We start from the raw sequence: 13,108 nt of genomic DNA, 5'->3' as shown, positions 1-13,108 counted from the left end.
GCGCGGCCTCAGTTGGGAACGTGGGCGGGCGGATCGTCGTGCAGGATCCGCTGGAACAGCACGTGGTCGCGCCAGGCGCCGTCGATGTACAGGAAGCGGGGCGCGCGTCCGTACTCGGTGAAACCGCACTTGGCGAGCACGCGCTGCGAGGCGATGTTGTCGAGGAGCGTGCCGGCCTCCACCCGGTGCAGGCCGAGCACGTCACGGCAGTGCCGTACGACTTCCTCGACGGCGGCCGGGATCAGGCCGCGGCCCCGGTGGTCGGCGTCCACCCAGTAGCCGAGGTTGCCGCTGCACAGCGGGCCGCGCACGATGCCGGTGAGCTTGAGGTGCCCCGCGACCCGCTCGCCCGCGAACAACAGCCAGGTCACGCTGTTCGGCTCGGCGAGGCGGGCGCGCTGGCCCTCGGCGGTGTAGTACTCCGGCTCGCGGTGGGGTTCGGTGGGGCGCAGGTGCGCGCGGTTGCGGAGCTGGGCGGCGGCGAGGGCGGGGGCGTTCTCCGGGGTGGCGAGGCGCAGCGTGATGCCGGGGGCGATCTCCATGTCCGTACGGTACGGGGGGGGTTGGACGCGGTCCTGTGCGGGGTGGCACTGACGTGCCTGTGCGGGGCGCTTGCCTCCCGGCGCGGGTGACTTTCTGGACGTCGGCACGTCAACCCCGAGCGCAGTTCCCCGCGTTCCTGGGCAGGTGACTGGCTCCGGCCGGTGGGCCTCCTCGACTCTCGTCGTGGCTGAGCGCGCAGTTCCCCGCGCCCCTGGGGTGAGTGGGTGGTCCTGCCGGTGGAACCCCTCGACTCTCGTCGTGGCCGCTCGCGCAGTTCCCCGCGCCCCTGGGGTGAGTGGGTGGTCCTGCCGGTGGGTCTCCTCGACTCTCGTCGTGGCTGAGCGCGCAGTTCCCCGCGCCCCTGGGTGAGTGGGTGGTCCTGCCGGTGGGTCTCCTCGACATTCGTCGTGGCTGAGCGCGCAGTTCCCCGCGCCCCTGGAGGGGCGACTGCGTCGCCACCTCCTCCCCTGGGGAGCTGGGGCGAAGCCCCGCTCCCTCAGGGGCGCGGGGAACTGCGCAACCTCAGCTTCAAGCAGCCTCCGCCTGGAGAACTCCCCAGGGGCGCGGGGAACTGCGCAGAACGGTGACCGTGAACCCCGGCCCCGCTGGACAGCGGCCTCGCGGGGAACTGCGCAGAACGGTGACCATAAACCCCGCCCGCGCTGCATTCCGCGTCAGTCCAGGGCCGGCCCCCCATACTTGTCCCCCGGCACCGTATCGAGCGCGAGGCGATATCCCCGTTTGACGACCGTCTGGATGAGGGACGGAACCCCGAGCGCCGCCCGCAATCGCGCAACCCCCGTCTCCACCGCATGCTCATCCCGCCCCGCCCCCGGCAGCACCCGGAGCAGCTCGCCCCGCGACACCACCCACCCGGGCCTCCGCACAAGCGCCCGCATCAACGCCATCCCCGCAGGCGGCACCGGCCGCAACTCCGTCCCGACGACGACCCCCTGCCCCCGGATCTCCACCCGGTGCCCGGCAACCGGCAACACCCGCGCCCGCCCAGGCAGTTCCGCACAGAGCACCTGCACCAGCGGCCCCAGCCGGAACCGCTGCGGCTGCACACTCTCCACCCCCCGCGCCTGAAGCGGCACCGCCGTCACCGGCCCCACGCAGGCGGCCAGGACGTCCCCGCGCAGGGCGTCGAGGAAGCCGGGCAGCACCCCGCGCTCCTCGGCCCGCGCCAGCAGCGCCGCGACGGCCGGCGCCGAAGTGAACGTCACCGCGTCCACCCCCCGCGCGAGAACCGCGTCGAGGAGCCGGTCGACGGGCCCGATGTCCTCCGGCGGCAGCCACCGGTACACGGGCACGCCCACGACCTCCGCCCCGGCCTCCCGCAGCGCCTCCACGAACCCGGGCAGCGGCTCCCCGTGCAACTGCACCGCGATCCGACGCCCTTCGACGCCCTCGGCGAGCAGCCGGTCCAGCACCTCGGCCAGCGACTCGGACGCAGGCGACCAGCGTTCGGTCAGCCCGGCGGCCCGCACCGCGCCCTTCACCTTGGGCCCGCGCGCGAGGAGTTCGACGTCCCGCAACACCGCGAGCAGGCGCTCACCGAGGCCCCAGCCGTCCGCCGCCTCGACCCAGCCCCGGAACCCGATGGCGGTGGTGGCGACGACCACGTCCGGCGCGTGCTTCAGCAACTCCTGTGTCGCCGCGAGGAGTTCCCCGTCGTCGGCGAGCGGCACGATCCGCAGCGCGGGCGCGTACAGCACGCTCGCTCCGCGCCGGGTGAGCAGCGCCCCGAGTTCGTCGGCCCGCCGGGCGGCGGTGACCCCCACGGTGAACCCGGCGAGCGGACCGTGCCCGGCCCCCGCCTCCGCACCGGCACCGGCACCGGCACCGGCACCGGCACCGGTACTCGTACCGTCGCCCGCGCCCGGAGGCGCCTCCGCGTCCTGCTCGTCCTCGTGCATCCGGCTCTCGTCCCGCTCGGCGGTCATCCGTCCCTGTCCCGGCGCGCGCCCCGCAGGGCGCGCCCGCGCCCCGCCCGAGCCTGGCAACCGGCCGTGTCCGGCCCGCATCGGCGCGGTTGCGCGCGTGTTACGCCCCCTCGCGCCGCCCGGCGCTCACACCTCGGCCCAGTCGAGCCGGCGTTCCGCGCGCGGGGCGGGCAGGGACGTACGACGAAGGTATACGGCCCAGGTGACAGCCATGCACACGGCGTAGAAGCCGAGGAACGCGAGGAAGGCACCCGTACCGGTGCCGCCGCCCGCGTACGACGCGCGGAACGCCAGGTTGACGCCGAGCCCGCCCAGCGCCCCGACCGCGCCGATCAGCCCCATCGACGCCCCCGAGAGCCGCCGCCCGTACGCCGCCGCCTCCTCCCCCACGAGCCCCCGGGCGAGCGCCTTGGCGTGGAAGATGCCCGGGATCATCTTGTACGTGGATCCGTTGCCGAGGCCGCTGAGCACGAACAGGGCGACGAACGCGACGGTGAAGAGGGCGAGGGACTGGCGTACGGAGGCGAGCGCGACGAGCGCGGTGGCCGCCGCCATCGCCGCGAACGCGCCGAGCGTGACCCGGGCCCCGCCGAACCGGTCCGCGAGCCGCCCGCCCGCGGGACGCACCAGCGACCCGAGCAGCGGCCCGACGAAGGTGACCCCGGCGGCCTGGAGCGGGGTGCGCCCGAACTGGGTCTGGAGGACGAGCCCGAACGCGAACGAGTAGCCGATGAACGAGCCGAACGTGCCCACGTACAGGAACGCCATGAGCCAGGTGTGGGCGTCGCGCACGGCGTCCTTGGCCGCGCCCTTGTCGTTGCGCACGCTCCCCAGGTTGTCCATGAACAGCGCGGCGAGCACGGCGGCGGCGACGATCAGCGGGATGTAGACGCCGAGCAGGACACGCGGTCCGCCGCCCGCGCCGATGACGGTGAGCGCGGCGAGCTGGACGACGGGCACGCCGATGTTGCCGCCGCCCGCGTTCAGGCCGAGCGCCCAGCCCTTCTCCCGCAGCGGGAAGAAGGAGTTGATGTTCGTCATGGAGGACGCGAAGTTGCCGCCGCCGACGCCGGTGAGCGCCGCGCACAGCAGGAACGTGCCGTACGAGGTGCCGGGTTCCATCACGGCGAACGCGGCGACGGCCGGCACCAGCAGCAGCGCCGCCGACACCACCGTCCACGTACGGCCGCCGAAGACCGCCACGGCGAACGTGTACGGCACGCGCGCGAAGGCGCCGACGAGGGTCGCCACCGAGACGAGGAAGAACTTGCCCGCCGGATCGATCCCGTACGCGGGCCCCATGAACAGGACCAGGACCGACCACAGGGACCACACGGAGAAGCCGATGTGCTCGGACAGGACGGAGAGGACGAGGTTGCGGCGGGCGACGCGCGCGCCCGTCCGAGCCCAGAACTCCTCGTCCTCGGGGTCCCACCGCTCGATCCACGCACGGCCGCGGGGCCGCCTGTTCGGACCTGCCATGTCACGCCTCCTGGTCGGTTCGCGGATGCTGCGGACCGACCGTAGGAGCGGCGGATTTCGGCGCTGTGGCGTGCGGTGACCGGCCGGGAACGTTGCTCTCACCGAGCCCCCCGGCCGGCCGTGAGGCTAGGGCGTGTCCTTCTTTCGGGCGCCGCCGCCGCGCCGGGAGCCGTCCGGCCACAGGCGCGGGGAGCGCTTCGCGGCGATGTCCTCGATCCAGCCGGTGCTGAGGACGGTCAGCGCGATCAGCGGCCACACGAGCACGAACATCCAGATCATGTACGTGGTGTCGAGCGCCCCGCTCCACCGCGCGTCCTCCATGAACGGCAGGTCGTACGCGAGGTCGATGATCGGCACGGTCGCCATGATCAGCATGTTGTGCCAGAGGTAGATCGTCACGGCCCGGTTGTTGGAGAGCGTGACGAGCTTGTCCCACTTGGCGAGCCGGCCCGGCAACTGCTGCCAGGAGGGCGAGTACAGGAGCAGGACGACGACGAAGCCGAAGGACCAGGTGGCCTGCGCGAGCGGGATGTCGTTGAGGTCCCAGCCGTCCGGGCCGAGGTGCCCCGACGCCCACCACAGGCCGAACGCCATCACGAGCGCCGAGCAGGACACCGCGAGATAGCGCGGGATCTTCTTCAGCATGCCGTCGTGGTGGGCGAAGCCGAGGATCCAGCAGCCGCCGTAGACACCGAAGTCGCTGACCGCGTTGCCCGTCTCGCCGGGGATGGTGATCAGGCCCGTACCGACGACGGCGGTCAGCGCGAGCGGCGCGAGGAGCGTCGCCCACGGCACCTTGCGGAACGCCCACAGCATCAGCGGGGACAGGAACACGAACCACAGGTAGGCGCGCAGGTACCAGAGCGGTCCTGCGGCCTGGGCGGGCCAGGTGTCCTCCAACAGGCCCGCCTTGTCCCCGAGTTGCCAGGGAAAGTTGGGCGCGCCGATGGGCACGATGTAGTTGAGCAGGCTGACCCAGCCCCAGGTGCCGCCGTTGTCGGGGTCCTTGCCCGGGTTCCAGCCGCCGAGGAACAGCAGCGAGAGCACGACCACGCCGAACGCCCACATCGGCGGCAGCAGCCGGCGCACACGGCCCCGGATCACGCCGAGCGCGGGGCGGCTGAGGGAGCGGGCCATGAGCGATCCGGCGAGCGCGAACATCACGCCCATCGACGGGAACAGGACGGTGAGCCAGCCCCAGCCGAAGAGGTGGTAGACGACGACCCGGACGAGCGCGATCGAGCGCAGCAGGTCGAGGTACCGGTCCCGCCCGGACTTCTTCGCCTTGGGCGGCCCGGCGGGCGCCTCGGCCCCGGCAGCGGGCGGTACGGGCGGTGCGGGCTGCGCGGGTACGGGCTGTGCCGGTACGGGGGGCAGGGGCGCCGTCGCCTGCGCGGGCGGGCCCGCGTGGGGCGCGGGCGGGACCTGCGCGTACTGCGGCGCCTGCGGGTACGGCTGGGCCTGTGCGTACGGCTGGGACTGCGGGTACTGCTGGGGGTAAGGGGCGTTCGGGTCCTGGGGGTGGGTCATGCCACCGGCCTCCTGTCGTCACCGGCGTACACGGACTCCCGCTGCGGCCGGCGGACCATGCCGGGGGCCGAGCCGACCGTGCCGGTACGGCGCAGCTTCTGCCAGCGCAGCCGGCCGCCGGTGAGCGCGGTGATCCAGGACTGGAGCAGGACGACGTACATCAACTGCCGGTACAGGAGCTGCTGGAGCGGGAGGGATATGAGGTGGGTCATGCGTTCCTTGTCGAGCCGGAAGGCGTACGCGGCGCAGACCGCCTGGAGCGCGAGCACGCCGAGCCAGGCGACCACCGTCTTCTCGGTGGGCCCGAACACCACTCCGTAGAGCAGGAAGACGTCGATGAGCGGCGCGAGCAGCGGGGCCAGCACCATGAACAGGGACACCAGCGGGAGCCCGATCCGGCCGAAGCGCCCCGAGGGGCCGCGCTCGACGAGGGCGCGCCGGTGCTTCCAGATGGCCTGCATGGTCCCGTACGACCAGCGGTAGCGCTGCGACCAGAGCTGCTGCACGGACTCGGGGGCCTCGGTCCACGCGCGCGCGTTCTCCGCGTAGACCACGCGCCAGCCGTCGCGGTGCAGGGCCATGGTGACGTCGGTGTCCTCGGCGAGCGTGTCGTCGCTCATGCCGCCGATGCGCTCCAGGGCGCCGCGCCGGAACGCGCCGACCGCGCCCGGGATCGTCGGCATGCAGCCGAGGACGTCGTACATGCGGCGGTCGAGGTTGAAGCCCATCACGTACTCGATGTGCTGCCACGCGCCGATGAGGGAGTCGCGGTTGCCGACCTTCGCGTTGCCCGCGACGGCGCCGACGCGCGGGTCGCCGAACGGCTGGACCAGCTCGTGCACGGTCGTCGGCTCGAAGACGGTGTCGCCGTCCATCATGACGACGAGGTCGTAACGGGCGTTGGCCAGGCCCCGGTTGAGGGCGGCGGGCTTGCCCGCGTTGTGCTGGCGTACGACGCGGACGCCGGGCAGGCGCAAATCCTCCACGATGCGGGCGGTGCCGTCGGTGGAGCCGTCGTCGATGACGATGACCTCGATCGGATGTTCGCTCGACATGAGTGAACGGACCGTGTTCTCGATGCACTTGGCCTCGTTGTAGGCCGGGACCAGGACCGAGACCGGCTCGGTGACCGGCGGGCCCCAGCGGAAGTCCTTGCGGCGCACCCGGCGCGCGTGCAGCGCCGACAGCAGCAGCATCAGGCCGAAGCGGCCCATGACGAGGACGCCGATGACGGCGAGCCCGACGACCAGGACGCCCGTGACGTTCTCGGACGCCTGGACCGCGTAGATCCACGCCTTGCTCTTCCACCGTTCGAAGCCGGTCACCGGGGTGTGGGCGCTGGAGACGCCGAGGGCCTCGGTGAGGTTCTGGAAGTGGTAGCCGTGGCTCTGCAGTTCGGGCAGGAAGCGGTCGAGGGCGGCGACGGTCTGCGAGCGGTCGCCGCCGGAGTCGTGCATGAGGACGATGGCGCCCTTGCCGTCGTGCGGGGTGGCGCGGGCGATGATCGCGTCGACGCCGGGGCGCTTCCAGTCCTCGCTGTCGGTGTTGTTGACGACGGTGATGTAGCCGCGCGAGCCGATGTACTTGGTGACCGGCCACGACTTGTCGTCCATGGCGTCGGCGAACGAGGAGTAGGGCGGCCGGAACAGGGAGGTGCGCACCCCGGCGGCGCCTTCGAGCGCGAGCTGGTTCTGCGACAGCTCCCAGTCGATGCGCTTGTGCGACTGGTAGGAGAGGTCGGGGTGGTTGAAGGTGTGCAGGCCCACCTCGTGGCCCTCGGCGACCATGCGGTGCACGAGGTCGGGGTAGCGGGAGGCCATGGTGCCGGTGACGAAGAAGACGGCGTGCGCGTCGTGCTTCTTCAGCACGTCGAGCACCTTCGGCGTCCACTCGGGGTCGGGGCCGTCGTCGAAGGTGAGGACGAGCTTGTGGTCGTCGATGGAGCGGCTGGACTCCTGGCCGCCCCGGGTGTCGATGACCGGGCCGCCTTCGAGGATCTTGTCGGGGACGCGGTCGGTGGCGGCCTCCGGCTGGATGCGGAAGTCGGCCATGATCTCGCTGTGCACGTAGCCGCGCAGCATGAGCATCGCGGCCATGGCGACGAGCAGCAGCATCGGCAGGAGGTAGCGCAGCGGGATGCGGCGTCGGCGGACGGGAGGCTGCCGGTGTCGCGGGCGGTGGGACATCTACAGGACGCTGCTTTCGGGGGACGCGCCGGGCGGGTGCCGGTGGGAGGCGACGTGGTGCGGGCCGCCGGCCGGGTCGGACGTGGGGTCCGCGGTCTCGGCGGGCGGGGTGCTCGGCACCACGGGCGGGTCCGTGGTCGGCCGGGCGGGCGGGGCGGTGCGCCCGCCTCCGGTGCCGGCGGTGGGCTCGGCGGGCGGGACGCTCGCGCGGCCCCCGTCCGCGGGCCGGCCGGCCGGGGCGGTGGCGCCGCCCGCGGGCGCGTCGGCGTCCGTGCCGGTGCCGGTGCCGACGGCGGGCGCGCCGGTGCCCTCGGCCTCGGCGGGGCCGGTGGCGGACGCGGCGGGGCCGGTGCTCGCGCCCGGCGATCCGGTGGCCGGTCCTGGGCTCGCGGAGCCGGACGGCTGCGGGCGGGTGCCGACCTGCTCGGAGGGGACCTTCTGCGCCGGGGTCAGCGGCAGCCAGGGCGCGCTGGAGCTGCCGGACAGCAGGGTGAAGACGATGACGACGGCGTAGACCGCGCAGGCCAGGCCGAGGGCGACGCCGATCCGGCGGAACGTGCGTCCGCGCCGGCCCGAGTCGTCGACGAAGACGGGGACTTCCTTGTCGTCCTTGACGGCGTGTGCGCCCGGGGTGCCCGGGGGGCCGCCCGCGGCCAGCATCTCGCTCAACAGGCGGCCGGCCCCGTCGAGTTGGACCGTCACCTCGTTGGGATCATGGGTGTGCCCGGGCAGGGCGTCTTCTCGCCAGTGATTCACCGTACGCACCATCCCCCCAAGGAATGATCACCGGGTGCGCGCGATTCGCCGGACCCTGTCGGCCGGATCGGGCCCCCACCCGACTCCGGCGGCGCCCCCTATCACATGCGCCCGGACGAAGAATGTAGCGCACGCCGGTGACAGCCGGTGCCACCTCTCAGGTGCCGCCGCGCATCACGCGCGCGTCGGCGTCGGGCAGCCAGCCGCCCACAGCGGGACGAAGCCACCCGTTCTCCTCGGCCAGCTCGCGCGCCGCGTCCCGGAGTGCGGTGATCCCGGGGTGTTTGTACCCCTTTCGCCAAACCAGTGACACAGGTGACAGCGGTACGGGGTCCACCAGGGGGCGCAGCACCGCGCCCGGCATGGCGGGGAAGTCGACACCCGTCAGTACGGGGTTGCGATATTTGGCCATGATCCGCCGGAACTCCTCCTCGCCGACCGCGAGCGGCGCGGGCGCGGCGACCTCGATGCCGCGCCCCGCGAACAGGCGGCGGGCGAGGTCGGTCCACTCGGGGGTGCGCGGGTTGCCGGCGCCCGCGTAGACCTCCTCCCCCGCGAGCCGGTGCAGCGGGACCTCCGCGAGGGCGGCCAGCGGATGGTCCTCGGGCAGCACGACGGCCATCGGCTCGTACCGCATCGGCTGCTGCTCCAGGCGGGCGCGGACGGCGGGGTCGAGCCCGGCGAACCGGCCGAAGGAGGCGTCGAGGCGTCCGGCGAGCAGTTCGGCGGCGGCGTGCGTGAGCCCGGACTCGTAGCGGGCCATGAGTTCGGTGTCGGGGGCCAGTTCGCGGGCGCGGGCGAGGACCCGCTCGTGCACGAGCCCGGGGCTGTTGACGTCCACGAGCAGCGGGCGGCTGTCGGGCGCGGGCCGGGCGAACGCGGCGAGCAGGTCGTCGTGGGCGGCGACGACCCGCCGCGCGTACGGCAGCAGCCGGGCGCCGTCGGCGGTGAGCGCGACCTGCCGCGTGGTACGGGAGAACAGCACGACGCCCAACTCCCGCTCCAGGCGCCGGATGTCGCGGCTGAGCGCCTGCTGGGCGACGTAGAGCCGGGCGGCCGCGCGCGTGAAGTGGAGTTCGTCGGCGACGGCGAGGAAGGCGCGCAGCAGGCGCGGCTCGACGGGGGCGGTGGCCATCCGCCGAATTTACAACGCGGACGCGTCAATGGGTGCCGATCAGGTGTTGGACCCCGTACGCCCGCCGCCAGGAAGCTCGGCGCATGGCTTACGCGACGACCTACGCCCGGCTGTTCACGATCCCCGGCGCCCGCGCCTTCACCCTCGGCAACCTCATCGCCCGCTTCCCGCAAGGCATGTTCAGCATCAGCGCCGTGCTGCTGATATCCACCGCCCGCGGCTCGTACGCGCTGGCCGGGGCGGTGACCGCGGCGAGCCTGGTGGCGAGCGCGCTGACCGGACCCTGGCTCGCCCGCCTCGTGGACCGGCACGGGCAGGCGCGGGTCGCGGTCCCGGCGACGCTGGTGGCGGCGGGCGGGGCGCTGGCGCTGCTGGTGTGCGTGCGGCTCGGGGCGCCGGACTGGGCGCTGTTCGTCGCGTACCTGCCGACGGCGGCGACGCCGAACACGGGCGGGATGTCACGGGCGCGGTGGGCGTATCTGCTGCGCGGCGACGCGAAGGCGCTGCACACCGCGAACTCCTTCGAGCAGGCGGCGGACGAGCTGTGCTACATGCTGGGCCCGGTCGTCGCCGCGTTCCTGTGCGGCGCGCTGTTCCCGGAGGCGGGCGCGCTCGTGGGCACGGCGCTGATGGTGACGGGCGTCCTGCTGTTCGCCGCGCAGCGCGCGACCGAGCCGCCGGTGGCGCCCCGCACGGCGGCGACCCGCAGCCCGCTGCGCCGCCGGGGCATGCCACCGCTGCTCGTGGCCTTCCTCGCCACGGGCGCGGTCTTCGGCTCCCTGGAAGTGGTCACCGTGGCGTTCTCCGACAGCCTCGGGCACAAGGCGTGGTCGGGCGGCATCCTCGCGCTCCAGGCGGCGGGCTCGTGCGCGGCGGGCCTGGTCTTCGGTGCCCTGCGCCCGTCGGGACCGGCCGCGCGGCGCCACCCGGTGTGCGTGGCGGCGATGGCGGCGCTGATGACGCTGCCGCTGCTCGCGGCGGCCCTCACGGGCTCGCTGTACGTCCTCGGGGGCGCGCTGCTGATCGCGGGGATGGCGACCGCGCCGACCATGGTGACGAGCATGACGCTCATTCAGGAGCGCACGCCCGAGGGCCAGTTGAACGAGGGGATGACGCTGGCGGTGACCGCGCTGCTCGGCGGCATCGCGTGCGGCTCGGCGGCGGGCGGTGCCGTGGTGGAGCGCTGGGGCCCCACCACGGCGTACGCGGTCCCGGTCGCGGCGGCCCTGACCGCGCTGCTGCTGTCCGCGTACGGCTACGCGCGCACCCGCACGCGTACCGCCCAACTCGCCTAGCAGACGGCGGGCTTGCGCCAGGAGCATTCGAGGGAGCCGTCGCGTTCGGCGGGCGGCGCGGAGCGGGCGGACTCCGGGACGACCGGCCGCGCGCCCGCCGAGCCGTACCGGGCCAGGGTGACGACGATGGCGTCCTCCAGCGGCTTCACGGACGGCACCAGGTAGTTGTTCTGCACGACGCTGTAGACGAGCAGCCGTCCGTCGGCGTCCTTCACGTACCCCGAGAGCGCGGACGCCCCGGTCAACGATCCTGTCTTGCCACGGGCGTTGAGCGCGGCCGGGGTCGCGCACATTCGGCTGCGCAGGGTGCCGCCGACGAGCCGGTCGGGGTCGCAGGCCACGGGCAGCGCCCGGTACCAGTCGTCGAACCAGGGTGCGTGGCGCACCGCGAGGAGCAGGTCGGCGAGCTGGCGGGCGGCGAAGTTGTCCTTGCGGCTCAGCCCGGAGCCGTCGACCTGCCGCACCTTGTCCGCGTCCACCCCGGCCCGCTTGAGGTAGCCGCCGATGGCGGCGACACCGTCGCCCCAGCTTCCGGGGCGCCCGGTGGCCGCGTACCCCATGGCCTTGGTGAGCGACTCGGCGTGCATGTTGTTGGACAGCTTCATGAACGGTACGAGCAGGTCCCGCAGCGGCATCGAGTCGTGCGCGGCGAGCCTGCGGGCGCCCTCGGGGGCGGCGCGGCCGAGCCGGGTGGGTCCGGCGACCCGGACGCCGTGGGCGCGGAGCGCGTCGCGGAAGACGGCGGCGGCGTACCCGGTGGGCTCCCAGACGGTGACCCACTCCTTGGCGGGGTCGCCGCCGGCGGGGACGCTGCCGCTGACGGTGACGGTGTTCGTGCCGTGCTCGCGGACGACGGTGAGGTCGTCGGCGCCGCCCGCCGCGCCCGTGCGGGCCCGCACGTCGAGGTGGACGTAGTCGGTGCCCGGCGTCACCCGCACGCGGGGTCTGTCGCCGGCCCGCGCGCCGGGCGTCACCTCGACGATCACGGTGCCGGTGTCGTAGTCGGTGTCGGGGGCGACGCTGAGCGCGGAGATCTGCGCCGCGTAGTACGAGGACTCGTCGTCGGCGCCCCAGGTGTCGCCCTGGCGCTGGTCGTCGAAGCGGGTGTCGTCCGCGACGAGCCGCCCGGAGACCCGCTTCACCCCGGCGGCGCCGACCCGCGCGGCGAGCCGGTCGTAGTCGGCGGCGAGGGTCGTCGGGTCTCCGGTGCCGCGCAGATACAGGTCGCCGTCGAGGACCCCGCCGCGCACCCGGCCGGCCGCGAGGACGTCGGTGGTGAAGCGGTAGCCGGGGCCGAGCAGCGCCATCGCGGCGGCCGACGTGGCGAGCTTGGTGTTGGAGGCGGGCATCAGCCGCCCGGTCGGATCGTGCTGGTAGAGGGTCTCGCCGCTCTCGGCGTCCGCGACGACGACGCTCGCCGCGCCGCCCTCCATGCGCGGATCGCCGAGCACGGTGTCGATCGCCTCGCTCAGCCCGCCGCGGTCGCCGTCGGCCCCGGCGGGCGCGCCCCAGGTCAGGCAGCCGGCCACGACCGCGCCGACAGCGGGCAGCACCCACCACCGCCGTCCGCGCCGCCCGGTCCCGGAGCCCTTCGTCTCACCCTCAGATCTCCTCATGACCCCGCAGCATCCCGAACCCCGCCCGGCCCGCCAAGACCGCGTGCCCCGCCGCGTGGCGCGCCCGGACATGACGAAGGCCCGGCGACCGAGTGAGGTCGCCGGGCCTTCGCCCACATGGGATGAGTGGAGATGGCGGGAATCGAACCCGCGTCCAACGGTGAAGGAACAGGGCTTCTCCGTGTGCAGTCTGGTACGAGTTTCTCAGCCCTCCGGATCACCCAGACAAGTCCGGAACGGGCTCAGTCACTGTTTGATTTCCCTCTTCACCCCGTGACCGGGATCAAGGTTTAGTTCCCTAGCTGATGCCAGGATCCGGGTCGGGAACAGCCCCGGGCTGACACTTCGCAAGTCGCTACTTAGGCAGCGAGGGCGAAGGAATCGCGCTTGGTGTTGGCGATTATTGGTTGCGACATATGGTTAACGAGATCATTGCCGCTTCCTCGACACGCTTCCCCTGCTTCGACAGCCGTTGTCGAAACCGATCATCCCCATGTTGATTTTTCAAGCTGGGCCTCACCACAGGCCCGGTCCCTCTCACGGAGGGCGTCCTCTCCAGGAGGACGTGTCCATCGTACGTGACCAACGCACGCGCGTGCCAGCGTATTCCCGCGGGGTG

General features: G+C 73.3%; 9 protein-coding genes and 1 other RNA gene. 1 reads left to right on the top strand and 9 read right to left on the bottom strand.

Annotated features, from left to right (window positions below; genetic code table 11):
* Positions 1–8 precede the first annotated feature (8 nt).
* The 7 genes from ACZ7LY_RS12465 to ACZ7LY_RS12435 form a co-directional block, all read right to left on the bottom strand.
* Positions 9–542, bottom strand: coding sequence for a GNAT family N-acetyltransferase (locus ACZ7LY_RS12465; RefSeq protein WP_471624513.1), 534 nt, complete (start codon positions 540–542; stop codon positions 9–11).
* A gap of 675 nt (positions 543–1,217) precedes the next feature.
* On the bottom strand, positions 1,218–2,489 hold the full coding sequence (locus tag ACZ7LY_RS12460) for a uroporphyrinogen-III synthase (protein ID WP_471624512.1): 1,272 nt from the start codon (positions 2,487–2,489) through the stop codon (positions 1,218–1,220).
* Between the two features lie 126 nt (positions 2,490–2,615).
* A complete protein-coding gene (locus ACZ7LY_RS12455; protein ID WP_471624511.1) occupies positions 2,616–3,971 on the bottom strand; it encodes a nitrate/nitrite transporter in 1,356 nt (451 codons plus the stop codon).
* Between the two features lie 126 nt (positions 3,972–4,097).
* Entirely contained in the window at positions 4,098–5,501 is a 1,404-nt protein-coding gene (locus tag ACZ7LY_RS12450; RefSeq protein ID WP_471624510.1) for an acyltransferase family protein, read from the bottom strand.
* On the bottom strand, positions 5,498–7,687 hold the full coding sequence (locus tag ACZ7LY_RS12445) for a polysaccharide deacetylase family protein (RefSeq protein ID WP_471624509.1): 2,190 nt from the start codon (positions 7,685–7,687) through the stop codon (positions 5,498–5,500). The genes ACZ7LY_RS12450 and ACZ7LY_RS12445 overlap by 4 nt, the downstream gene beginning before the upstream one ends.
* Positions 7,688–8,443 carry a hypothetical protein gene (locus ACZ7LY_RS12440; protein ID WP_471624508.1) on the bottom strand — a complete coding sequence of 252 codons (756 nt, stop codon included), beginning with the start codon at positions 8,441–8,443 and terminating at the stop codon, positions 7,688–7,690.
* Positions 8,444–8,600: 157 nt separating this feature from the next.
* On the bottom strand, positions 8,601–9,578 hold the full coding sequence (locus ACZ7LY_RS12435; RefSeq protein ID WP_471624507.1) for a LysR family transcriptional regulator: 978 nt from the start codon (positions 9,576–9,578) through the stop codon (positions 8,601–8,603).
* An 83-nt stretch (positions 9,579–9,661) separates the two neighbouring features.
* Between ACZ7LY_RS12435 and ACZ7LY_RS12430 the strand changes: the two genes are divergently transcribed.
* Positions 9,662–10,873 carry an MFS transporter gene (locus tag ACZ7LY_RS12430; protein WP_471624506.1) on the top strand — a complete coding sequence of 404 codons (1,212 nt, stop codon included), beginning with the start codon at positions 9,662–9,664 and terminating at the stop codon, positions 10,871–10,873.
* Here the strand turns inward: ACZ7LY_RS12430 and dacB are convergent.
* Together dacB and ssrA are read right to left on the bottom strand one after the other, a co-directional pair.
* A complete protein-coding gene (dacB, locus tag ACZ7LY_RS12425; RefSeq protein ID WP_471624505.1) occupies positions 10,870–12,489 on the bottom strand; it encodes a D-alanyl-D-alanine carboxypeptidase/D-alanyl-D-alanine endopeptidase in 1,620 nt (539 codons plus the stop codon). The two genes, ACZ7LY_RS12430 and dacB, sit on opposite strands and share 4 nt — an antisense overlap.
* A gap of 124 nt (positions 12,490–12,613) precedes the next feature.
* Positions 12,614–12,982: a transfer-messenger RNA gene (gene ssrA, locus ACZ7LY_RS12420) on the bottom strand.
* Positions 12,983–13,108 lie beyond the last annotated feature (126 nt).

The organism is Streptomyces sp. NPDC107550 (assembly GCF_055639095.1).
Note: the sequence above shows the minus strand (reverse complement) of the source record. Positions and strands in the feature narration are given on the sequence as shown.